Origin of the sequence: Niallia sp. FSL R7-0648 (assembly GCF_038007005.1) — a bacterium.
Classification (GTDB): domain Bacteria; phylum Bacillota; class Bacilli; order Bacillales; family Cytobacillaceae; genus Niallia; species Niallia circulans.
Genome location: NZ_JBBOWE010000001.1, coordinates 566,423 through 590,749 on the forward strand (window position 1 = coordinate 566,423; position 24,327 = coordinate 590,749).

Sequence of the window (24,327 nt, forward strand, 5' to 3'; positions counted from 1 at the left end):
AAATAAAATGAATTAGTGGTAAAACTAATCTTAGAATCACTCCCTATCGATCTATAATTTAGCAAATAGGAGACTACAACATGAGAGACTTTTTTAAATTTGCAGAACGGAACACTTCTTATGCGCAGGAAACACTTGCAGGAATAACAACTTTCCTATCGATAGCATATATATTAGTTGTAAATCCAATTATCTTAAGCCAATCCGGAATGGATAGCGGTGCTGTATTCACAGCAACTGCGCTCACGGCGATTATCGGAACATTACTTATAGGTTTACTTGCTAACTTTCCAATCGCAATTGCACCTAGTATGGGCCTGAATTCGTTCTTCACTTTTTCTGTATGTATTGGAATGGGAATAGAATGGCAGGTCGCTTTAACGGGTGTTTTTGTTGCAGGAATCATTTTTATGTTATTAAGTTTAATGAAAATCCGCGAGAAGATCATTAATATCATTCCAGCGAGTTTAAAGCATGCAATCGCTGCTGGAATTGGATTTTTCATTACGTTTATTGGGTTGAAAAATGGCGGAATTATTATTGGCAATCCAGATACATTTGTCTCGATTGGTGATTTAACGTCCCCTATGACCCTGCTGGCAATTATAGGTCTTGTCATTACAATTGTTATGTTAGTACGCGGCATTAACGGCGGGATTTTTTATGGCATGGTCATTACTACGATTGTGGGAATGATTTTTGGATTAATAGAAGTTCCTTCTTCGGTTGTTGGAGATATACCAAGCCTTAAACCAACATTTGGTGTTGTATTTTCTCATTTAGATGAGATTTTTACGCCAGAAATACTGACAGTTATCTTTACCTTTTTAATTGTTGCCTTCTTTGATACTGCAGGTGCATTAATTGCCTTAACTAGTCAAGCTGGAATGATGAAGGATAATAAGATTCCTAATATCGGTAAAGGGCTGCTTGCCGATTCTGCTGCCGGTGCCATTGGGGCTATTTTAGGCACATCGACACCTGCAACGAGTGTTGAATCTTCGGCAGGTATTGCTGTCGGAGGAAGAACAGGCTTTACGTCTGTCGTCATTGCAGCTTGTTTTGTAATCGCATTGTTCTTTTCACCACTTGTTGCCGTTATTTCAGTGGAAGTTACAGCTGCTGCATTAATTGTGGTAGGGGCATTAATGGCCATGGAAATTAGGAGAATAGACTGGACGAAGTTAGAAATTGTCATTCCATCCTTTTTAACAATTATTATGATGCCTCTTACTTCTAGTGTGGCAATCGGGATTGGATTAGGATTTGTTTTTTATCCAATATGTTTAGTATCACAAAAGCGTTATAAAGAAGTTCATCCAATTATGTATGTACTTTGCTTGTTACTTATTTTATACTTTGCTTTTATCGTGTGAAGCTTTAAGTAGGGAAGGATGATAAAATATCATACAGTATATGCATTGAAAGAAAAAGGATAGAAGAGTGGAAGGAATTCGCTCTATCTATCCTTTTTTTGTACGATATTCTTATTTCCCCACAGAACAGCAATATGATAGTTGTAAATGTTTACATTGGCGATAGTTAGTATTAATATTAACTAAAATTACTATTTTTAACAAATAAGCATATTGGTAACGGAGTAAAAACAGGGGGGAGAAAGATGGGGGATGTTTGGAAAACATGTTCTTCAGAAGTGAAGGATTTTGTCTTTCATCTAAACAAAAGTATGAAGGAAATTATAAAAGACAATTACCTTGGTTTTTATATACATGGTTCTTTGGCTATGGGAGGATTTAATCCTAAAAGCAGCGATGTGGATGCTTTGGTTATTACGCATCAGTCATTAGAAGTAGAAGATAAAAGAAAATTAGCGCGGTTCTTATTAGGTTATTCCAATTCTCCATATCCCATTGAAATAAGTTTTCTAAATACGGATCAATTACGGCATTGGCAGCATCCATCTGCATTTGACTTCCATTATAGTGAGTTTTGGAGAGAACGCTTCGAAAGAGATTTGTTAAATGGTACCTATCAGTATCTAAATAGTGACATTCATTCAGATGCCGATTTAGCAGCTCATTTAACGATTACTTATCAAAGAGGCATTTGTGTAGAAGGTAAACCTATAAAGGAAGTATTTCCTTTAGTTCCAAGCGCAGATTATATATCGTCCATACTAGGTGACTATTACGATTGTTTGGAAAATATCGAAAAAGACCCCATTTATTGTTCGTTAAATTTAATAAGAGTATTTTGGTTTCTTAAAGAAGGAGTCGTTTCCTCCAAGCAAGAAGCTGGTAATTGGGGGCTTAAAACATTTCCGAAGAATGTAAGGACCATCATTCGTAAAGTCGTCGATTCTTATAAAAATGGAAATGGTACTAAGACTTTTGAGAAAGACGAACTTATCTCATTAAGAGATTATATTGCCGATAAGGTTCAAAAACTATTAAACTAACGGATGTTTATATGGGAAATTAACTGCTAATCAAGCATCTTCGATTATGTTATACAAAATGAAAATATCTTTGGATACATAGGAAAAGAATGGGGAACTTTAGCTATAAAAAAAACTATTAAGTTACGTTATTGATAAGAGCTAATTGGTAGCAGGATTATAATTTCCAATGGAGAATCTTACAAATAATCAATCTAGCAAAATAGATAAAATAAGTATGGCTTTTTTATAAAATAGAATGTTTACAGTAAAAGTGTGTTGAACTATGCTCAACACACTTTTAGCCAATACAGATTATGATGAAAATACTTTTTTGGCTGCATCCAGTGCAGAAGCTGCCTTAGGCCAACCAGTATAGAAGGCAAGGTGCGTAATTAACTCGATTATTTCATCTTCTTTGATTTTATTTTCCATCGCTAAATTGATATGAAATGGTAATTGTTCTATGTTACCTGCTGTAATTAAGGAAGAAAGCGTAATTAGACTTCTATCTCGCATCGATAAGTTTTTTCTCTTCCATAAATCACCGAAAAGCACACTTTCAGTATAGTCTACAAATGCAGGAGCTAAATCTCCTAGCGTACTTCTAATATTTGATTTTATTTCTTTCTTAGATAAATGATTTTCTTTTATTATGGTAGTAGCAGCGTTCCAATTAGTAACCATCTGTGCTTCTCCCATACCAAATGACCAATTTTCCAATGGAGTCTCATTAAGAATGATAAAAACATTTTCTTTAGTGACAATATTTTTTTCACTAAGATTATCAGTTAGTGTATGGTATAGATTCCTCTTTTGCTCAATAGTTCTGCCTATTCCGCATGTAATTTGAATATACAAAAGTTTTTTAGTTCTTTTGGCATTGATTAAATAGTGGGAATTGAAATGGAACTGTTCTTTTTTGTGTGAATCAAATACTTGAAAAAAATCATCATCTGGGACATTAAATTCTTTGATTAGAGAATTCATTATTTGTGTACTAATAAATTGTAATTCCTTCTTATTATATTGCTCTTCAAGATAACTAATTTTAATAAATGGCATATTATATCCTCCTCTATCTTATTAATATCATTGTAGTTTATAACTCTTGATCTATATAATTGAATTAATTAAATAACATAATTCGATAATTTCGATGAAGAGGGAAGATAATGGATTTAAAAGAACTAATTACTTTTCAAACGATACTAAGACAAGGGACATTTTCAAAAGCTGCAGAATCACTGCATTATGCACAATCAACAATTACGAATCAAATTCAAAGATTAGAAAAGGAATTGGGAATTAGCCTTTTTTATAGAGGATGGGAGGCTGAGTTAACACCTGCTGGGAAAATATTTGCGGAAGAAGTTGATGATCTTATCAACCATTGGAAGTTTGTTACGGAGCAGGCAAAGGCAATACAAAAAGAAGAAGTTGGAACTATTAATATAGGGATTATTGACTCAATAACGAATATAGTACCAAGTATTCTAGCTCGATTTAGTAGGGAAAAGCCTAAAATCGTTTGCAACTTTGTTGTAGGAAATACAAATTCTTTAGCAGCAGCTCTGGAGAAAAATGAAATAGACTTTGCCATATGTGCAGAAATTGCTGGACAGTTTCCATACACATTTGAATCTTTATATGAAGAGAAGCTAGCATTTATAGTCTCCAATATACACCCTTTCGCTAATAAAAGTAGAATGTACAGCTTAGAAGAGCTGTGCGATTATCCAATTGTTACAGGAGGAAAGAACTGCATTTATCAGTTAAAGTTAGAAAAAGAATTACTAACTATTTCTAAAAAGCCCTTTTGCTATACAATTAGCCAATTATCGATAATCCCACAGTTTATTATATCAATAGATGGAGCAATAGGCGTAATTGTCTCTTCCATGCCTATTCCCGACAACTGTAAAAAATTAGATGTAGAGATTAACAATTCAGATATTAAGATAGGTATTATGAGAAATTTGAGGTATGATAACATGACTTCTTCCAAACAATTACTTTTAAACTACTTAATAGAAAGCCTTTCAAGAGTTAAATAAAGGGAGAGGTGCGTTTAAAGATAATCATTCACTTAATATGATGAGATAATTAGTATTTTTTAAGGTATTTCTTTATTAACAAATAAAGAAATCCGTACATGATAAATAACTGTTCTTTATATATTCAAGGGATAATAATTGCAAATATGAACAAGGGACCATCTAATATTTGATGGTTTCTTTTAATGATCAAATTTGATTAGCTATTAAGATAGTTTTTAACTGAAGGTGGATTGTACGATTGAAATTGTTCTATGAAGACGCTGGCTCAGAATCATTCATAAGTAGAAGTTCTTGTTTATTTATTTGACTAAATAATGCAGCGCCTCTCATTCCGGAAATAGAGTTCGAGTATCTGTCATTATTACATTTTATAACAAAAACTATTGTGCAATTTTAGATATTATACTATACTGGTACCAATAAAACCGAATGAGTTTCATTCGTATTGGTAGGAGGTCTGTTTTTGCATAATAGAATTATTGATGAAACAATTAGATTGATTCAAGTAAAAGGATTTAGTTTTACAGTGAGTGAGTTAGCTGCTAATTTAGGAACAAGCAAACGAACAATTTATCAATACTTTTCTTCAAAAGATCAGATTGTTGACGAGATTATCGAAAAACTTATTCATAGTATAAAGCAAAATGAACAAGAGATTGTTATGGATGAGAATACAAATGTGTTAAATAAGATTAAACTTATCCTTTGTAGTACTCCTGAAGAGTTCGGGATTATGGATATTCGCTTATTGTCCGATTTAAAAAAGCACCATTTTCAACAATGGGAGAAATTAGATATTTTCCTAAGAGAAGAATGGTCAACTGTTCTTACTTTGATGAAGCAAGGGATAAAACAAGGAAACCTTCGAGATATTAATCTAGATATCTTTATTGAGTTGTATCTAGGTGCTATTAATCAAATTTATGCTTCGCAAAGCTCATTAACAATTAAAGAAAAATTAGAAGCAGTTATGGATATATTGTTGAATGGCATTTCGAAATATAAGGAAGGTGATTAATATTTCTTGGCTATATTTATGTTTGGCAATAGTATTTGAGGTTGCTGGTACAACAAGTATGAAATTATCTGAAGGCTTAACAAAGTTATTACCAAGTATTTTATTAATATTCTTCTATCTAAACAGTTTAGTATTTTTAACGTTGGCATTAAAGACGATCGAAATCTCTGTGGCTTATGCAATCTGGTCAGGTATAGGAATCCTAATTATTTCAATTATTGGAGTATATTATTTTAATGAGAGTTTAAGTCTTGTGAAAATTACTGCGATTTTTCTTATTATAATCGGCGTTGTAACTCTTAACTTTACTGTCGATCATAGTGAAGCATCTGATCACAAGTCTCAGATGAGCGAGTAGTCATACTAGTTATTCAAATTTTATCCTATTTTACTTCTATTACCTGTAGGAATGAACTCTTATAATTGTTTATTTTAACTGTGACTACATTTGGTCTTATTTCAGCAGTAAAGAAATATTTAAATAAGAAAGGATTTTGTTAATGAAATATTTAAAGCCTTTTTTTCTCGTCACCGATATAGGCTTTATCATATATTGGATTATTACATATTTCAGTCTTATTCCTATAGAATGGGCCTTTAAGGATTATGATAATCCCATTATTATTGCTTGGAACTGGTCGTTTTTTCCTTTAGATATTTTCATCTCAGCAACAGGGCTCTATAGCTTATACTTATATAAGAAAACAAGTGCAAAATGGAAGCCGTATGCCTTAATTTCATTAGTGCTGACCTTTTGTTCGGGTTTGCAGGCTATTGCATTTTGGGGATTTAGTTTAGAGTTTGATATAAGCTGGTGGGCAGTAAATTTGTATTTAATGATTTACCCACTGTTATTTATTCCCTTTTTTATTAATAGTGACAAATCAACTTCTAAAGAGTTGCCTTGTAAAGTAGATACAGTGTAATTAATACCTACACCAAGGGTCTATATCACATCAAGAACGTCAACAACTACCACCGAAGACTGAAAGGTTGGATACAGCTTTTTAACGGCGTGGCGACCACGTATCTGAACAACTTTTTGCGTGGTTTCAAGTGTTAGAGAGCAATCATCATCAGCAAAATGAAGTCACTATGAACGATATGATAGTAAAAGGGAATTAAATTCCAAATGCAGAAACATATGATAAACTTAGATTATTTAAGCTTACTGTATAAAGGGCTTTTCTTTTATTCAACTATGGGTCAGTTTTTATCTCATTCTTGGGGAAGTTTTGTTTCTTTATTCTATATACTTAATTATCCTAAGAAAGTGCTGGTAACATTATTAAAGGTATGTACTATGAAAAACTCCCTAATAACTTAAATATCTTATTACTCCGTGCAACCCTTCCTAAGTCACAAGATACGTATAGGGATATAACTTCAGGCATCTTTGCACAAAAAACAGGAGCAACTGTAAATTTAGTACCTAATATTTCTCATATGTTACATTGGGATAATCCAGAAGTTGTCATAAAAGAAATTAGAGAAAGATGGTAGTTAGGTTATTCAACGATTGGGTGCGTTAGTTCAATAAGACAATAAAATCAAATAGAAGTTCCATTTTTATGGAACTTCCGTTATTTCTATTAATATCAACATTAAGCTTTAACAGAGGCTTAATTAAAAATCTTTGATTAAAAACACTTTTATTATTGTGCTAAAAGATGCTTTCCTGAATGAAGGAAAGCATCTTTTTATGGTTTTGAAAGCTCGTGGCTATACCGGGATTCCAGAGCTTCTAGCGAGTTAATAAAAAACCTCTTTTCACATGTATTTCCCGACCATTTTCTCTCTTTTTTTATTGTATCGATTATCATTTGAACAGTTTTTGCGCTATCTGCATTATTATATAATCCAACTCGAGATTGAGTTGGTTCTTTCCATTCTAGGCACCTAGTTTCCATCGCTTATTTTAGAGTCTCTTTATTCCAGTTTATTAATTCTGAAAGTCAGTTCACTATATAAAGACGGAGTACTCAAGAAAATGTTGAACAAATTATGCAATTGTTCGTGGTATCCATATAGAGGGGCTTGGAGGAGTAAAGTTATCTTTAAGCATAGACAGTTAGGCAGAGGGCCGAAACCATATTTTTAAAGGGATGGATTTCCATAAACTTTTGTTAACTGTGAGGGTTGTTGTCTTTTACATGCGGCAGAAAGAAACGATCTTTAAATCAGTAGATATACTGTTATTATTCAGCTCATTTACATGATTAATGCTTACTATTTGAAAGAAGTGTATAGTTGGCAGAACAGGAATGATGTTATGGCAACTCGATCTCACGGTATATATAGCTTTGAACTGAGCATACTTAAATTAGAAAAAATTTTATTGAAAAGGAGATTTTCAATGGAGCCAAAACATTCAGTAGGCTTATCATCAACTGAAATTGCAGGTTTATGGGGAACTTATATATCTGATAGCTTGTCTATCTGTCTTACAAAGCATTTCTTACATCATTCGAACTACACAGATGTTAACCCTCTAATTCAACTAACTTTAGATATATCTAATAAACATATAGAAGAAATAGAAAGCATATTTAAAAGTGAAGGCTTCCCTATTCCAAAGGGATTTTCAGATGATGATCTTGACCTCACAGCACCACCTTTGTTTTTTGATTTATTTTCAGTAAGCTATATCTATGGTATGAGTCGGATAGGTTTAATGAACTATAGTATTCAGCTTTCTAATGTTGCAAGAGAAGATATTAGAACTTTTTTCTCTAATTGTTTGACTTCTTCATTAGACCTTTATAATAAATCAGTTGATCTGATGCTATCTAAAGGAATATATGATAGACCAACAATGATTCCATATCCTGATTCAGTCGAGTTTGTTACTAAAGAAGGCCTACTGTCTAAATTTATTGAACCAAAACGGCCACTAAATGTAATTGAAATTTCTGAAATGTTTTTTAACATTGAAAGGAACTATTTTGGTTTAATCTTACTCACAGCTTTTATTCAAGTTGTAAAAGATAAAGAGATAAAAAATTATTTAATTAAAGGAAAAGAGTTAGCTAAAAAACAAATACGCTTTCTGAATGATGCCTTAATTAAAGATGATTTACTTGGCACTATCATGATTAATACCGAAGTTTCAACCTCTACTATATCTCCATTTTCGGAAAGGTTAATTATGAACCTTGTAACCACGCTTAATACGCAAGGGTTGACCTATATTGGGCATGCATTATCTATCACATCACGAATTGACCTGTCTACTGAATATTTGAAATTAATTCCTGAAATTTTGAAGTTTGGAAAGGATGGGGCTGATATTTTAATGGACAGGGGATGGATGGAGGAACCACCACATGCCCCAAATAGAAAAGAATTAGGGGGATATTAAAACCAGGAGCGTTGTTGATCTCAGTTCAACAACGCTTTTGTTAATGTAAGCTGCATCATTTTTCCTTATTGGACTAACGGGGCATTTAGTACAAAACTTTTTATGATATTATAAGAAATAAATCTGCAAATTGAGGATAGAGATGATTAATTCTGCTGAAGAATATTTGTTAGATTAAGAATTGGTGAACATGGATGGAAACCAGAGAGTTGCTATGGGGAATTTTAGTTGGATAGCGAAATTTAGAATCGTTACGAGGCAACAAATCGAAGCATTTAGCGCGTATACATTGCAAAGTGGATCCTTTTTTAGAAATCTGCATGCTGCTATTCAACTATTGGGCGGGAACTTTGATTGAATTAATAGATTTTTGAAAGATAAACTGTGGAGGACAGCAAAAAATGAACAAAACCGAGCGGCAGCTTGCAATCACGCTTGAATTACAGCGAAGCAAAACGCTGAGGGCAGAAGATTTAGCTTCTCAATTTGAGACAAGTGTGCGTACGATATATAGGGACATTCAAGCACTAAGTGAGGCTGGGGTTCCGATTTTAGGCGCTCCTAGTCTGGGTTATTCCTTAATGGAAGGATATTTTCTGCCCCCGGTTAGTTTTACAGCAGAAGAGGCAGTATCTCTGCTCATGGGAGCTGATTTTATTGAACAAAGGTTGGATACTGATTACGGTATTTATGCTAAGACTGCTAAAAGAAAAATCGAGGCTACTTTATCGGAATCAGTTCGCAACCAGTCAACACTTGTTCGGGAAACCATGCGACTGCTTCATGTAGGTGAACCATCAACTGAAGATAGGGTAAGAACTTATCTTAATCAAGTTCGTGACGCAATATTGAAACAATGCAAAATCAGTTTTGTGTATATCAAAAATATGCCAGGAAATGATGGGAAGCGGAAAAATAAGCGTAAGGTTTCTCCATATGGATTAACACTAGTCCATGGAAATTGGATATTAATCGCACACTGTGATTTGAGACAAGATATACGTCATTTTCGCTTGTCACGGATGACCGAACTTTCTGTGTTGGAGGAACGATTTCTTTTACCAAATAATTTTGACCTAAGCAGCTATCGGCCACCTGACAATCGAGATGAAAAAATCTTAATTAGGGCAATCCCAGAAATCGCCGACAAGATTATAGAGGCAGTTAATTTTTATATTGATACCATTGAAGAGCGGGAGAAGGAGGTTATCTTTCAATTTCGTGTTCGATATCCGGAGGAAATATTGCATTTTTTACTTGGCTTTGGCGGAGATATTGAGGTGATTGAACCGAAATCTTTGCGTCACAAGGTTCGAGAAGTAGCGAGAAAAATTTTAGAACACTACTGACATACACCTGTCAGTAGTGTTTTTTTTATACTATGAATATATCAAAATGATGAGGAGTTGCTAGAAGGATGAGTAGTACAAAGGAAGTTTTGAAGTCATTTGAAATTACAGTAGAAAGATATTTGGCAGAACTAAAAAAATTTAATATGGAGAAATTAAATAGAAAGTTGAACGAGGATGATTGGTCCATTGGACAGATGTATGTACATTTAATTCAATCAGCTTTTATTCATCTGCATAATGCCGAGCAATGTTTAGATGGCAGCGAATCGACATTGAATCCAGCGATGGAAAAAACGGAGCAGGGGAAGGCAGTGTTTAAAATAGAACAATTTCCTGCCGTTCGTATTAAGGTCCCTGCTTCGCCGAATTATACTCCGCAACCACCTGAGAGCATGGAGTACCTGGTAGATGGGCTTCATAGGGTTGTAGAACGGATGAGGAATATGGAGTCAATCTTACATCAATCGGTCGTAAGTAATAAGATGCTTCATCCGGCATTTGGTGCATTAAACGCACAGGAGTGGTTTTTGTTGATTGTAATGCATTACAGACATCATTTCTTACAACTAGATCGGTTGAAAATGAGTTTAGCATTTGAGGAGTAGGGGATTGAGTCATGGCGGATCTAACAAGTCAGAATAGCAGATATTGGATTGGTGTTGAATCCGCCTCTTATAAAAATTTAGCCATAGAAGGTGGGTTTGCAAAGCTGTGTCACGGTATGGCAGCCAATCACTTTTGCGTCAAATGTCTGCAGGTGATTGGCTGCTATATTACATTTATTGATATCTAATGTAAGAAGCAGAGTAAAAGAAGGAATTTACAAGTGTACACTAACTGCAAATGAATATTTTTTATGTAACTATAGGTTCAGGTTTATTGTAGAGAGAACCATTGTTTCTCCCAAAAATTGAGCTGACTTTATTATTCGCTCTTAATAGTATAATATAAATAGTTAATGAGACTAGAGCAACATACATTTCAATATCAAAGGAGGCAAAGAAATATGAAAATCATTGTTACCAGTATATTCGTACAAGATCAAGACAAGGCACTTGAGTTTTATTCAGAAACCTTGGGCTTTGTAAAAAAGCATGACGTTCCAGCAGGAGAATATAGGTGGATAACGCTTGTTTCTCCCGAAGACAAAGAAGGTACCGAGCTTTTGCTCGAACCTAATAACCATCCGGCCGCTAAAGAGTATCAAAAGAAACTGTTTACCGAAGGCATCCCGGTAACAATGTTTGGCGTGGCAGATATTCGTAAAGAGTATGAACGATTATTGGAAAACGGCGTGAAGTTTACAATGGAGCCGAAAAAAATGGGCGAAGTAACAATAGCTGTCTTCGACGATACATGCGGCAACCTTATTCAGATAATGCAGGAGTAACTTTATGATAGAATATATTATCCAATAATGTGTTTTTTCTAAACAATTTAACAACAACTTTATGACCCCTGTCTTAATTTTAGGACAGGGGTATCGCATTTTTTATTGAGGGAGGTTAGTTAAACAAGAAGATAAGGTATCATTGAGTTATATAAATCAATAAAGGAAGTGTACAAGTGTTTTATTTTTCAAAAAAGAAGAAAATACGAGGTTGGAAAAGACATAAAAGAAAAATCGAAAGATGGAAGCAAAATGCAATGAATTTAGATATGGACTACTTAAGGAATTATCAAAGACAATACGAAAAATTATGGATTAATCCTTTTTATAAATTAGAACGAAGAAATCCTCCTAATTGGTATAAAAGCCTTTTACTTGATGCAATGATCGAAGTTTACCTAGAGTGGCATCAAAAAATGAAAAAAGAAGATGAAGACTTTTATTTGAAACTCTGGCTTTATGACCCTCATTTTATTAATTCACAAATTGTTGTCGCATATAGAAATTGTCTTGATTTTTATGATGAAACCTTCAAAAGAAGGCAAGAAAATAAGGGGTTTCCATTTGATAAATTTCATTCTTTGAGAGACAAGTTAGAACAATTTGAATGGGATTTGCATATAGAGAGTGATTATTACGATGAAAATGACTTAAATGAATGGTTAGAAGAAGGTGCTTTAACCGAAAAAGAAGTATCAAGGATTAAGGGAAAAGCCTATGATGCCGTAAGAATTAAAGATGAAGATGGGAGTTTCCTGCAATATAGTCTCGACAAGGGTGATGTTTGGATAGGGACTTTAAAGAGATAAGATAATACACTAGTTCTTTAGCTAACTGTTGCATTGATTCAAGAAGGATGAATGCACTTTTATCTATTAAGGTATTAAAGGAGCAGGATAGTTGAAGAAGGATTTTTATAAAGTTTATTGAATATCTTTTAATTAAGTCAGATGAGTTTAGAGTAGATAAGGAAGGATGAATCGAGAATGGCACAAATTAGAGTGTTTGGTCTCAAAGAAAGTTTAAACCCAATTAAAAAACAATTATCTGAGGTAATACATTCTTGTGTTATGGATGCATTTCAGTATCCATCAGAAAAGAGGTTTCATCGCTTCTTTCCTATGGATAAAGATGATTTTTTATTTGCGGACGGAAGAACAGAGGATTATACCATAATTGAAATAAGTATATTTGAAGGTAGGACAATAGAAAGTAAGAAGAAGTTGATTAATTTACTGTTCAAACGAATTAAAAACGAGTTAAACATAACCTCTCAGGATGTGGAAATCACCATATATGAAACCCCTAAACATAATTGGGGAATTAGGGGATTACCAGGTGATGAACTTACACTAAATTATAAAGTGAATATTTGAAAATAAGATGGTCAGCTGATTGTTCAACTAACAAGTGCTGAGCACAAGAGGATTCGCTGCGGCGTTCCTTTTTTGTTATGGGGCTAACGGGGCAGGATAATGGTATAAGAATTGGTGTAGCAGTTGCTGTTCTGTTTATCTAGTGTAGTAAAAGAAGAAACGTAGCTTTTCTATTAGCTACGTAATTATAAACCTGCATTTCTTTAAGGAGAGGAATTCCTCTTAGTCATATAAATATAAACAAAGTCATGTTAGAGCATCCTTTATAAAAGCATCTACGCTTTTAAATAAGATTAGATAAAGTACGATATTATTTAAAGATCTCGTTGTAAGGAATCTACTAATTCCTGTAATTTTAAGATAGAAGGTTGTAAAACTGCTTTATAAATTCGCTGAGTACCTATTTTATCAAATGTGACTAAATCACTTTGTAGCAATAGTTTTAAGTGATGCGAAATCGCTGGACGGGATAGGTCAGATAATTCAACAATTTCATTGACAGTTAACGGTCCTTTCTCAGTTAAATGTACCAATATTTGTTGACGTTGCCTGTCCTTAAGCATTTCAAAGACAGGTATACATTCATTTAATATATCTAAACTACATTTAAAATTTGTCATGTGGATTTTCTCCTTTTTATTTTGAACGACGTGGTAAGAGTGCAGTCGGACCATGCAACATTAGTGTATGGAATAATGGACTCCAGCCATTTTGATGTCTTTTGGGTTTTTTTCCTTTTGCAATTCGCTTCATTTGTTGTTCATAATAACTATTTCCGATAAGTGCACCTAGCTTTTTATCCAATGCTTTAAAACCAGTTGTTAATCTCTGTGTATTAACCGTTATATATCGTCCTTCCAAAATTTGATTCGGAATATCTGGGACTAAAGCAAGTGGACGTGCAATACCAATCATCGACGTTTTATTATTCATTAATGCTTCTTCCATACTATCTTTTGACCTAAAACCACCAGTAACAACAATTGGCACATCAACCATGGATTTTATTTTTTTTGCATAATCAAGAAAAAAAACTTCATCACTTCCTTCACCTGTACCTGAAGACATTTTAGGATTTTCGTAACTACCTCCTGATACCTCAATTAAATCAATCCCTAGTTCAGCTATCTTTTTCACAACTTTAATAGAATCTTCTTCGGTAAATCCACCATCTTTGAAATCAGTTGAGTTTAATTTTAACCCTATTGGAAAATCTGAACCAAGAGATTCACGCATTCCTGTATAGATTTCTACTAAAAATCTCATCCTATTTTCTAATGTACCACCATACTCATCAGTTCTTTGGTTATCATGAGGAGATAAGAATTGATTCACTAAATATCCATGAGCTCCGTGGATTTGAACGCCAGTAAAACCTGCTTTTTTAGCGATTTTAGCTGTAGTAATAAACCGAGTAACTAACTCTTTCACTTCAGTGGTAGTTAAAGCTCTGGGATTATTAAATACACTTCCATAACTGCCTCCTACTGGAATAGCACTCGGTGCTACAGGTTCTTTTGAAAGAGTACGTGGTGATTGCTTGCCGGGATGATTAATTTGCATCCAAATTTGTGTATTATTAGCTGTGCCTGCCTTTGCCCATTGTTTTAAAACATCCATGTCTCTTTCATCTTCGACAACAACATTACCAGGTTCACCTAATGCACTACGATCAACCATCACATTACCTGTCACCAAGATACCTGTACCACCACTTGCCCATTCACGATATAAATTAACATGAAGTTGATTAGGTTGATTTTTACGGTTCGCCATAGTTTCACTCATAGCTGATTTAAAGAAACGATTTTTTATTATTGTTCCATTTGGCAGCGTTAAAGTTTCTGCCACTTTTAGTTTTTTCATTATTACTCTCCTTTACGTTTATATGTTTAAGAGTTTAAACTTATGGATTTAATATACCTAATTTTTTTAATATAGTCAAATGAGAACAAAGTGGATTCATCAAAATTTGTTAAGAAATTCAATAGTAAAAAACATTCAAACAAAAATGAAACAAGACTTATACATCAAGAATAAATTTCTATCATTATTATCTAATAAAGAAAAATTATTTTAGGGAACTTGACATTTTAGCGATTTGTTTATTATTATAACTCGAGAATGAATATTCATTCCTTTGGGAGGGGGTGAAAAAATGCCTAATAATAAACAAGAAAATATCTATGAAGCAGCAATGCAATTATTTGTGGAACGAGGTTATGATGGAACGACCGTGCCAATGATAGCTAATAGGGCGAAAGTGGGTGCTGGAACTATATATCGATATTTTGAAAATAAAGAATCCCTTGTTAATTCTTTGTTTGTAAAATGTGTTCTTAGGTTTTCTGAAGCCATAAAATTGGATTTCCCTTCTAAATCCAACATACGTGAACAATTTAGCTACATTTTTAATAGATTGTTTGAATTTGCAAGACATAATGTTAATGCTTTTCTTTTTTTCAATTCTCATCATAAAGGTTATTACCTGGATGAAAATAGTAAAAGAACGTTTAAGGAATTTCTTGAATTTTTTATTAGTGTTATAGAGGATGGAAAAGAAAATGGTTTTATTCGCCAATTACCATCACCTGCTTTAATTGCGATTGTATATGAACCAGTTGTAATGTTGGTTCAGATGATGGAAACAGGAGAATTAACGTATTCTCCAGACTTGGTAAAAGAGTTGGAAGACAGTTTTTGGAATGCTATTAGAATCATTTGATTCAATAGCCTCAAGTGATAGGAATGAATATTCATTCCGAAGAAAGGGGAACAAGTATGAAAAAACTGAAAAGCTGGAGAAGTCTCTTCTTTGTTTTATGGTGTATTATTACTTTTGTAATGTTAACGACCATGCCCGATATGGATAAATTAGTTAGTGAAAAAGGGCAAATTGAACTCCCTGATACTGAACAAAGCGTTCTAAGTGACGAGATTTTAAAACAAATGGATAAAGAGAATGGTGAGACCTATGAAATTATAGCTGTCTTTAACAGTGGAAGTGAAAAGGTTTTAACAAATAAGCAAAAAGAGGAAATTACCTCAATTATCAATGAATTAAAGGACAAAGAAAAAGAATTAGGTATTACATCACTTGTTACTCATTTAGATAGTGCAGCATTAGAAGAAAAACTGGTTTCTAAAGATAAAACAACTATTTTGACACAAATCTCGGTTGATAAAGGCAAAGGTGAAATTTCAGAAATTGCGAATCAACTAAATGATGTGATCGAATCAAATGACGTGAAGACTTTTTTAACAGGAAGTAAATTGATAGAAAATGATTTTGAAAATTCAACACAAGAAGGAGTAAAGAAGACTGAAGTTATTGCTGTTGTCTTTATTCTTGCCGTATTAATACTTGTTTTCCGTTCCCCAATTGTACCGATTATTTCACTCTTAACAGTGGGGGTTTCTTATTTAGTTTCAATGGGAGTAATCGCACAAATTGTAGATAAGTTAAATTTTCCTTTCTCTAACTTTACACAAGTGTTCGTTGTTGTCGTATTGTTTGGGATAGGAACGGATTATAATATTTTATTATATACAAGATTTAAAGAGGAATTGAGTAAACAGGAAAATGCCCTTGCAGCTGTAAAAGTAACGTTTGCAACGGCAGGGAAAACAGTTTTATACAGTGGGTTAGCTGTCTTAATTGGGTTTACTTCACTTGTTTTGGCAAATTTTAAATTGTACCAAGCTACTTCAGGAGTGGCTATTGGAGTTCTTGTTTTACTCCTTGTCTTGGTTACTTTAAATCCCTTTTTTATGGTTTTGTTAGGAAAAGGAATGTTCTACCCAATCAAAAAATTTAAAGGGCACGGAGATAGTCGCATATGGGGATTTTTGGTGGAAAATTCAGTGTTTAGCCCCATTATATCTTTAGTTATTGTGTTAATAATTTCCCTACCTTTCATCTTTAACTATTCAAATAAGCTTAACTTTAACGACCTATGGGAAGTTCCTGATAAATACGAATCAAAACAAGGTATAAGTGTCATTGAGGAACATTTTCCACCGGGATTCTCTTCTCCAGCAACATTGGTCATTCAATCAGATGATAGTTTAGCTAACCAAGGTAGTTTACAGGTGTTAGATGAATTGACGGAAAAGATTGAAGGGATTGAGGGTGTATCAGAGGTGAATTCACCGACAAGACCAACTGGGGATAAAATTAAGGGGTTGTATATCAATGATCAGGCAGATGATCTCAATCAGGGATTAGGAGATGCCAATTCTGGAATTGAAGAAATCAATGAAGGTTTATCTACTGCGGAAGACCAATTGAAAAAAAGTGACACAAACGGTGCTGCGAATGTTCAGAGACTAATTGATGGAACAAAGGAAGTAGAAAATGGCGTAAAAGCGTTGGATAATGCTATGAACCAATTAACAAAAGGGATAAATAGCGGTGCAACTGGAGCTCAGGAAATTGAAGACGGGTTAGCATCATTAAATGAGAACGTTCATACGCTTTCTGGTGCTACATCCCAACTGCATTCTGGTTATAGTCAATTACAAGAAGGGTTAAGCTCATATGACCAATATTTTGAGAGTATAACTAAAGCAATTGATGGTGCAAAAGCAGGGTATCAAAATATTGGGATATTAATGAATAAATATGTTGAAACAAATCCAGAATCAGCCAATGATCCTAACATCCAAAAAACTCTAGAAATTTCTTGGTCTGCTCAAGAACAATTAAATCAATTATCAACACAATTGAATGAATTAAGAACAGAACACCAATTTGCTATGACTTCATTTAAAGAGGCAAACAATTCATTAGCAGAATTGAATAATGGTTTGAATCAAGTCAAGGTCGGTGTAGATCAACTACAAAACGGCACTACAGAGTTGAGAAAAGGTTTGAATGAAGGAGCTAGTGGTTCAACGCAAATTGCAAGTAAAACACAGGAACTACAATCAGGTATAGCCCGAATTAATAATGGTCAGGAAGAACTATTAAATGGGCTCAATGACTTACAAGAAAAAATGAGAGAATTACAATCTGGACTATCTGCGAGTACAGAAGGACTTGATGAAGTAAGCAGTGGTTTTGAGGATGCTCAATCTTACTTAAATGGACTAAGTGAATCGAACAGTTCTGAGAAATTTTTCATTCCAAAAAAGGTATTGGATAGTGATGATTTCCAAGAGGCTTTGAATACTTATATGTCAGAAGACAGGAAAATTGCAAAAATGACCATTATTCTAGATGTAAATCCATACTCGAGAGAAGCCATGCCAATCATTAAAGACATTAATGAACAAGTAAGAGCAGAATTAAATGGTACAAAGCTAGAAAATGCTAAAGCTGCCATTTCGGGGATAACTGCTAGAAATACAGATTTACAAGATCTATCTCAGGCAGATTTCTTGCGTACAGCCTCAATAATGCTAATTGGTATTGCCCTTGTATTAGTGTTCATCACAAAATCTATATCTAATTCAATATTTATTGTCGGCTCATTAATCTTAGTGTATTTTACCTCATTAGGGATTGGTGAACTCATTAGTACACACATTTTAAATTATGAACTGTTAAGTTGGAATGTTCCATTCTTTAGTTTTATTATGATTGTTGCATTGGGAGTAGATTACAGCATTTTCTTGATGATGCGGTATAATGAGATTGAAGGAGATATTGCGACTAGGATTGTAGAATCGTCTCGACACATCGGTGGAGTAGTATTATCAGCTGCTCTCATTCTCGGTGGTACATTTGCAGCATTAATCCCTTCAGGCGTATTGACACTTATTCAGGTTGCAATTGTTGTAATAGTAGGACTTTTGTTCTTGAGTTTAATTGCCCTGCCTATCTTTTTACCGGCTTTGATTAAATTAACTAACAAATTAAATCGTTTTGCTAAGAAGTAAGTAAAAAAGAACCAGTCATTGTTTTTAGCAATGTCTGGTTCTTTTTTGCATTAATGTGAAGTATCCTTCTTCAACGAAAGGGCGCTTATCTGAGTAATTAAAGCTTAATTTCTCATCTATAACACCTGAGAAATTAGGCTTTTTATATTTGTATTTCCTTAACGTTGTAAATCCGCGTATTGCTGGTGGTACCCCAAAAAGTATCTAGAACTAAAAAAGATGGCCGAATTATAAATCTTGTTTCTGGTGGACCTGATCCTAATAATTTGGCGTATATTGCTACAAAAGGAATGATTATTGCGATAACAGAACCATTATCCGTAGCATTTGCGCCTAATGGAATTAGGGTAAATTCCATTAATCCAGGGCCAACTGATTCAGGTTGGATAAATGAAGATATAAAGGACTATTTATTAGCCCAGTTTCCAACTGGTCGCTATATATGACATTTGTTAGTATAAATCATGACATATTTATAATATAAATTCATTAATAATTGGTCGTTTCATATGACAAGATATAATATAATTCACAGGTCAATTATAGTATGGCTTGTCATAATACCAGTATTAACAAACTATTGTTAATACTGGTTTTTTTATTTATATTGGTGTTCACGAATAATAATGTCCCTTTAAACAACTATATAGTTGTTTAATAAACAATAAAGTTATTTAAAAACGAATAGTATTCATCGTAATCTTGCCAGTTCTTCTAGAACTAACGGGGCAGGTGTGCGGCCGAGCCTAGGTCGTATCATATAGCGGGTGGGATTCCCGCCGAGTAAGAATTAGCCATTCGCTCGTAGCGAGTCTTGGAGGATTAAAGGTAACTTTAATCTTTAAGCGTAGACAGTGAGGTAGCGGGCCGAAAGCCATATGGTTGAAGGGATTGAGCTCCATAAACGTTAGTAAACCGAGAGGGCTGATGCCTTACCTGCGTGCAGAAAGCAACATTTTATCCTTTGTTAAAGGCAAGAAGGATAAAACCTCTTTGGAGTCAGAGACCTTGGCACGTTATACATCGATATGATACGGCAACTCGGGAGACCCTATCGGTCTCTTCTTTATAGAAGAGTATGGTGTACAAGCGATAATAAGCAAGGAAACCAAATGCTGTTTAGGGAGTCGGATAGCAGCGTAGTACCAATGAAGTTGGGTAATACCGATGGAGGAAAGGCTAGCTACCAGTTATCACTCTTATTAGGGAAACATTTACTACACACAGAGGTAGGGATAAGAAATGGAAACAAAACTACTAAGGATAGCAGAATTAGCAAAATCTAATACCAAAATGAAATTTACATCTCTTGCGCATCTATTAAACGAACAATCACTCACTCATTGTCATTTTGAGCTGCCGAACAAGAAGGCAACCGGTGTGCATGGTACAACTAAAGAACAGTACACCGAGAATCTGGAAGAAAACATAATGGACTTGGCAAGTAGACTGAAAAGCAAAAGTTATCGCCCTGTCCCAGTTAGACGAATGTATATCCCAAAGCTTAATTCTGACAAGAAAAGACCATTGGGGATACCCGAACACGAGGACAAAATCGTACAAAAAGGTATTGCCAAAGTACTTAATGCGATTTATGAGAATGACTTTCTAAATTGTTCATTTGGGTTTCGGCCAAATAGAAACTGCCACGATGCGTTGAAAATACTAAACTTTTATATTGAAAAGAGAGCAGTAAGCTATGTAGTAGATGTAGATATTAAAGGTTTCTTTGATAATGTTGATCATAAATGGATGATGGAGTTCTTGAAACATAGAATAGCCGACCCAAACCTTCTGAGAATAATCAGTAGGTTTCTAAAAGGTGGATATATGGAAGAAGGTAGGAGATACAAAACGGAAACTGGTACACCTCAAGGTGGAGTAGTATCGCCTATCTTAGCAAATATTTATCTCCATTATGTTCTCGACTTATGGTTTGAGAAAGTGGTTAGGAAGCAATGTGAAGGACAGGCTTATATAGTAAGGTATGCAGATGACTTTGTATGTTGTTTTCAACACAAAAGAGAAGCTCAACAATTTTATGAGTCTTTAAAGTCGAGATTAAAGAAATTTAATTTGGAGATAGCAGAGGATAAAACGAAGGTCATTCCCTTCGGGAGGTTTGCGGAACATAACGCAAAAAGAATAGGAAATAGCAAACCAGCAACCTTTGATTTTCTTGGATTTACCCATTATTGCAGCAAAAGTAAACAAGGGAAATTTCGTGTAAAACGGAAGTCGAGCAGGAAGAAAGTCCAAGGTAAACTCAGAGAGACTAAAGAATGGTTGAAGACTAATAGGAATAAATCTATTCATTTAATCATGGATAGATTTAAAAGGTCACTTATAGGTTATTACAACTATTACTGCATTACAGACAATACGCAAACTGTAAATGGTTTTAAAGAGAAGATTGAAGAACTACTATATAAATGGCTAAATAGAAGAAGTCAGAGGAAATCCTTTACCTGGGATAAATTTAGACTCTTTCTACAGAAGTTTCCACTTCCAACTCCAAGAATTAAAGTAAACATTTATGAATTAAGAAAAGAGATTAGCTATATTCTGTAAAAGATAATTAGGAGGAGCCGTGTGCGTTAATTGCGCAAGCACGGTTCTGTGAGGGGGGAGAGTACAATTTACCATAAGGTAGAAAGGCTCTCTTCTACTCGACTAATTGATAACGAGTTTACTAAATGTGGAAATATATGTTAGATTGGATTAAGGAGGGAAGAAAATGAGTAAAACGTTACATCTATTTAATATAATTGCAGGAATAATTATTTTATCTTCAATGATAATAACACTTGTATCTGGAAGCAACAATCTACCATATGCCATTATATTGATATATGTCCTATGTTATTGGTTGCAAAAGGTTAATTATAAGGGGATAACCAAGTTTATTGGGTTAATAGTTAACATTTTACTTCTTATCTGGTCTTTATTCCCTTTGTTAGATTTTATTTTTCCTTTTGCACCATAGGAATGTAGGTATAAACAATGTTATTCCACTACCATGTAAGAACCTAATTTTCTTACAATTTCTGTGGCGAAGCGCTCTTAATGGTTAGCTAACCGGTAGCATTAGTCTAAGAAGGATTAATGCTTTTTTTGTTGAAGTTATTAAACTAAAGGGGCAGGATTGTTTAAGTACATTTATTCACAAAGTCACAGAAAAAGCCATTTATTTAATTGAGAAGTGCTTTTACTTAAAAGTTAACGCTAAGTTTCTTCGTGAAAAGAGATAAGTGTTTGTTTATTGGGGAGATTTGATGAAGAAGAATTCTAAAAACAGCAAGTCCTTTTATGAGGCTTGCTGTTTTTTATTAAGGGTTTTATTACCTTCTTGTTCAGGGAGAATATAAGTTAATATAGTAGAAACAATCAATATAACTATGGAAAGATAGAATGCTAAAGAATATTCTCCATGGTGACTATACATTAAGCCTGGTATGTAGGAACCAAGCGCAGAACCTATTTGATGACTTAAAAAGAGCCATCCTATAATATATCCTACTGAATAATTTTTAAATAGTTTAGTCGCAAGTAATTGAGTAGGAGCGACAGTAGCGAAATCTACCAAACCAAATATAATGGCAAAAATGATTAATAATGTGGCATTGTGGCTCATCAATAGAATAATAAAAGAAATGGATCGAATGAAGTAAAAGATAATAAGCATTTTCCTGCTACTCCAACGATCTGCTAAGTAACCAGAAAGCAATATACCAATTATATTAAAAGCAGCTAAAGTGCTTACGGCCGTACTGGTAACACTGGTAGAAAATCCATGGTCATGAGAAAAGGGAATAAGATGTGTGTCCATTAAACCGGTTGTAGTAAAGCCGCAAATAGTAAAAGGTAAAATTAATAACCAAAAATTCCTTTGGAAAAAAATACTATTTACAGGAACAGTGGCTGTATCACTCTGATGTTCCTTAAATATCTCTTTACCATCATTATATGGCTCTAGTCCTTTATCTGCTGGAGAATCCTTCAATAACCACATGATAAGTGGAATAATAATTAATAATAGAAATGCTCCTAATGCTAAAACGGTCCCTTTCCAGCCTAAGTCTTGAATAAGTATTAAGGATAAAGGGACCAAAATCATTTGACCTGCACCAAATCCTGCTTCTACTATTCCTAATGCAAGACCTCGTTTGGATTGAAACCATTTCGTTACAATAACTGCTGCAGCTACATTCGAACTACCACCAACTCCCAATGAAACGAATATGCCATAAAGCAAGAATAGTTGCCATGGTTCATTAACGAATTTGGTCAATGTGATACTGATGGAGACTAATACCGTACTAAAAAGTATTATTTTACGAGCACCAAAAATATCAACAAGTTTACCAATAATCGGTTGTGAAATACCATAAGTAATAAAACTTAGTGTAGAAATAAGCGAAATTTGACTTCTATCCAAAGAAAACTGTTTTTCCCAAGGAATGATAAAGGCACCAAAGGATAGTCTGACTCCTTGAACGGCGAGTAGGGCAATAAAAGTAGCGAAGACAATAATCCACGCATAGTGAGGTCTGTTTTTCAATTTTCAATCGCTCTTTTCTTAGGTTTTAGTGTGGTGATTAAGGCCCCAATAATCGTTACTAAACCACCTATAATAGTAAAAATAGTGGCACTTTCTTTTAAGATGACGATACCTAACAATACTGTCCATACAGGTAGTAAATTAATAAATGGTGCGGAAAGACTTGCTCCAATCATTTTTACACCAGTATTCCATGCTAAATAAGCTAGTACGGAAGCAAAGGTGCTTACATAAATAATACATATCCAAGAAATAGGACTTAATTGAATGGCATTTAGTTGAACAGTACCTATACAACTTAAAGCACTAAAAATAGTTCCATATAAAGCTGCCCCCGTGGTTAAAGTTAAAGGGTCTGAATCTTTGCCGAATTTTTTACCTAAAACTGTATAAATCCCCCATGAAATACATGATAGAATAATCTCAATTTCACCGATTAAGGAACTTCCTGAAGTATTTGTTTGTTTACCTTTAATTAATATGAAAACCCCAATTAAAGATAGAATTGCTCCTATCCAGGCAAATCGATTAATTTTTTCCTTTAGAAATATAGGGGATAGAAGAAGAATAATGACAGGTATTCCTGCTGATATCATTCCAGCCTGTGAAGCATTTATTTCTTTTAGTCCTAAATAATTTAAAGTAGAGAAGGCAAATACACCGAAAAAACCTAGAAGGGTAAACTCTCTCCATTTTGATATAATTGGAAATTTAAACTTTTTCAGGTATAGCAATATTATTAAAATTACACTAGATATGGCCCAACGTACTGTATTTAATAATGGTGCTGGTAAAGCTGGTGCTAAATATCTTCCACATACATAGTTTCCCGCCCAAAATAGGGTTGCTATAACTAATAGAGTAATACCTTTCTTCAATTCATATCACCTCAAAAAGTAGCTTTTAAGCAAAGAAACAAACAGAGAGT

23 protein-coding genes and 1 pseudogene are annotated in these 24,327 nt (G+C 34.0%); 19 read left to right on the forward strand and 5 right to left on the reverse strand.

From position 1 onward, the window contains the following. Positions 1-80: 80 nt before the first annotated feature. On the forward strand, positions 81-1,376 hold the full coding sequence (locus NSQ89_RS02775) for an NCS2 family permease (RefSeq protein ID WP_341132214.1): 1,296 nt from the start codon (positions 81-83) through the stop codon (positions 1,374-1,376). 245 nt (positions 1,377-1,621) lie between these two features. Then, entirely contained in the window at positions 1,622-2,419 is a 798-nt protein-coding gene (locus NSQ89_RS02780; protein ID WP_341132215.1) for an aminoglycoside adenylyltransferase domain-containing protein, read from the forward strand. A 294-nt stretch (positions 2,420-2,713) separates the two neighbouring features. Here NSQ89_RS02780 and NSQ89_RS02785 read toward each other — a convergent pair whose 3' ends face one another. Further along, positions 2,714-3,463 carry a tautomerase family protein gene (locus NSQ89_RS02785; protein WP_341132216.1) on the reverse strand — a complete coding sequence of 250 codons (750 nt, stop codon included), beginning with the start codon at positions 3,461-3,463 and terminating at the stop codon, positions 2,714-2,716. 110 nt (positions 3,464-3,573) lie between these two features. Between NSQ89_RS02785 and NSQ89_RS02790 the strand changes: the two genes are divergently transcribed. From NSQ89_RS02790 to NSQ89_RS02850, 12 genes and pseudogenes are all read left to right on the forward strand, one after another. After that, a complete protein-coding gene (locus NSQ89_RS02790; protein WP_047942737.1) occupies positions 3,574-4,455 on the forward strand; it encodes a LysR family transcriptional regulator in 882 nt (293 codons plus the stop codon). A 466-nt stretch (positions 4,456-4,921) separates the two neighbouring features. Continuing rightward, complete coding sequence (locus tag NSQ89_RS02795; protein WP_341132217.1) at positions 4,922-5,476, forward strand: TetR/AcrR family transcriptional regulator; 555 nt, start codon at positions 4,922-4,924, stop codon at positions 5,474-5,476. 1 nt (position 5,477) lies between these two features. After that, positions 5,478-5,834 (forward strand): DMT family transporter, encoded by a 357-nt coding sequence (locus tag NSQ89_RS02800; protein ID WP_047942879.1) that lies wholly within the window; start codon positions 5,478-5,480, stop codon positions 5,832-5,834. 142 nt (positions 5,835-5,976) lie between these two features. After that, entirely contained in the window at positions 5,977-6,402 is a 426-nt protein-coding gene (locus NSQ89_RS02805) for a YvaD family protein (protein ID WP_341132218.1), read from the forward strand. Positions 6,403-6,413: 11 nt separating this feature from the next. Continuing rightward, positions 6,414-6,601, forward strand: a pseudogene (locus tag NSQ89_RS02810) (IS1595 family transposase); the annotation flags it as partial. Positions 6,602-7,832: 1,231 nt separating this feature from the next. Further along, complete coding sequence (locus tag NSQ89_RS02820) at positions 7,833-8,837, forward strand: DUF3231 family protein (protein ID WP_341132219.1); 1,005 nt, start codon at positions 7,833-7,835, stop codon at positions 8,835-8,837. Between the two features lie 401 nt (positions 8,838-9,238). Then, positions 9,239-10,186, forward strand: a complete 948-nt coding sequence (locus NSQ89_RS02825) for a helix-turn-helix transcriptional regulator (protein WP_341132220.1) — start codon at positions 9,239-9,241, stop codon at positions 10,184-10,186. 68 nt (positions 10,187-10,254) lie between these two features. After that, entirely contained in the window at positions 10,255-10,794 is a 540-nt protein-coding gene (locus NSQ89_RS02830) for a DinB family protein (protein WP_341132221.1), read from the forward strand. A gap of 11 nt (positions 10,795-10,805) precedes the next feature. Beyond that, positions 10,806-10,982, forward strand: coding sequence for a hypothetical protein (locus NSQ89_RS02835; protein WP_235850110.1), 177 nt, complete (start codon positions 10,806-10,808; stop codon positions 10,980-10,982). Positions 10,983-11,195: 213 nt separating this feature from the next. Next, positions 11,196-11,579, forward strand: a complete 384-nt coding sequence (locus NSQ89_RS02840) for a VOC family protein (RefSeq protein ID WP_061797659.1) — start codon at positions 11,196-11,198, stop codon at positions 11,577-11,579. 233 nt (positions 11,580-11,812) lie between these two features. Continuing rightward, positions 11,813-12,388, forward strand: a complete 576-nt coding sequence (locus tag NSQ89_RS02845; RefSeq protein WP_369989489.1) for a hypothetical protein — start codon at positions 11,813-11,815, stop codon at positions 12,386-12,388. Between the two features lie 177 nt (positions 12,389-12,565). Next, positions 12,566-12,955: a tautomerase family protein gene (locus NSQ89_RS02850; protein ID WP_095320220.1), complete on the forward strand. Its 390-nt coding sequence runs from the start codon at positions 12,566-12,568 to the stop codon at positions 12,953-12,955. 314 nt (positions 12,956-13,269) lie between these two features. Here the strand turns inward: NSQ89_RS02850 and NSQ89_RS02855 are convergent, their stop codons facing one another. Both NSQ89_RS02855 and NSQ89_RS02860 read right to left on the reverse strand, forming a co-directional pair. Next, the gene (locus tag NSQ89_RS02855; protein WP_341132222.1) at positions 13,270-13,575 is read right to left on the reverse strand and encodes an ArsR/SmtB family transcription factor; all 306 of its coding nucleotides are present in this window, start codon (positions 13,573-13,575) and stop codon (positions 13,270-13,272) included. A 16-nt stretch (positions 13,576-13,591) separates the two neighbouring features. After that, positions 13,592-14,821, reverse strand: a complete 1,230-nt coding sequence (locus NSQ89_RS02860; protein ID WP_341132223.1) for an NADH:flavin oxidoreductase/NADH oxidase family protein — start codon at positions 14,819-14,821, stop codon at positions 13,592-13,594. A 292-nt stretch (positions 14,822-15,113) separates the two neighbouring features. Between NSQ89_RS02860 and NSQ89_RS02865 the strand changes: the two genes are divergently transcribed. From NSQ89_RS02865 to NSQ89_RS02885, 5 genes are all read left to right on the forward strand, one after another. Next, the gene (locus tag NSQ89_RS02865) at positions 15,114-15,680 is read left to right on the forward strand and encodes a TetR/AcrR family transcriptional regulator (RefSeq protein WP_341132224.1); all 567 of its coding nucleotides are present in this window, start codon (positions 15,114-15,116) and stop codon (positions 15,678-15,680) included. 56 nt (positions 15,681-15,736) lie between these two features. Beyond that, positions 15,737-18,838 (forward strand): MMPL family transporter, encoded by a 3,102-nt coding sequence (locus tag NSQ89_RS02870; protein ID WP_341132225.1) that lies wholly within the window; start codon positions 15,737-15,739, stop codon positions 18,836-18,838. A 185-nt stretch (positions 18,839-19,023) separates the two neighbouring features. Continuing rightward, positions 19,024-19,284 carry an SDR family NAD(P)-dependent oxidoreductase gene (locus NSQ89_RS02875; RefSeq protein ID WP_341132226.1) on the forward strand — a complete coding sequence of 87 codons (261 nt, stop codon included), beginning with the start codon at positions 19,024-19,026 and terminating at the stop codon, positions 19,282-19,284. Positions 19,285-20,080: 796 nt separating this feature from the next. Further along, the gene (ltrA, locus tag NSQ89_RS02880; RefSeq protein WP_341132227.1) at positions 20,081-21,409 is read left to right on the forward strand and encodes a group II intron reverse transcriptase/maturase; all 1,329 of its coding nucleotides are present in this window, start codon (positions 20,081-20,083) and stop codon (positions 21,407-21,409) included. 166 nt (positions 21,410-21,575) lie between these two features. Continuing rightward, complete coding sequence (locus NSQ89_RS02885; RefSeq protein WP_123260425.1) at positions 21,576-21,824, forward strand: hypothetical protein; 249 nt, start codon at positions 21,576-21,578, stop codon at positions 21,822-21,824. A gap of 321 nt (positions 21,825-22,145) precedes the next feature. Here NSQ89_RS02885 and NSQ89_RS02890 read toward each other — a convergent pair whose 3' ends face one another. Both NSQ89_RS02890 and NSQ89_RS02895 read right to left on the reverse strand, forming a co-directional pair. Further along, positions 22,146-23,399: an MFS transporter gene (locus tag NSQ89_RS02890; RefSeq protein ID WP_341132228.1), complete on the reverse strand. Its 1,254-nt coding sequence runs from the start codon at positions 23,397-23,399 to the stop codon at positions 22,146-22,148. After that, a complete protein-coding gene (locus tag NSQ89_RS02895) occupies positions 23,396-24,277 on the reverse strand; it encodes a DMT family transporter (RefSeq protein WP_341132229.1) in 882 nt (293 codons plus the stop codon). Before NSQ89_RS02895 ends, NSQ89_RS02890 begins: the two co-directional genes overlap by 4 nt. Positions 24,278-24,327 lie beyond the last annotated feature (50 nt).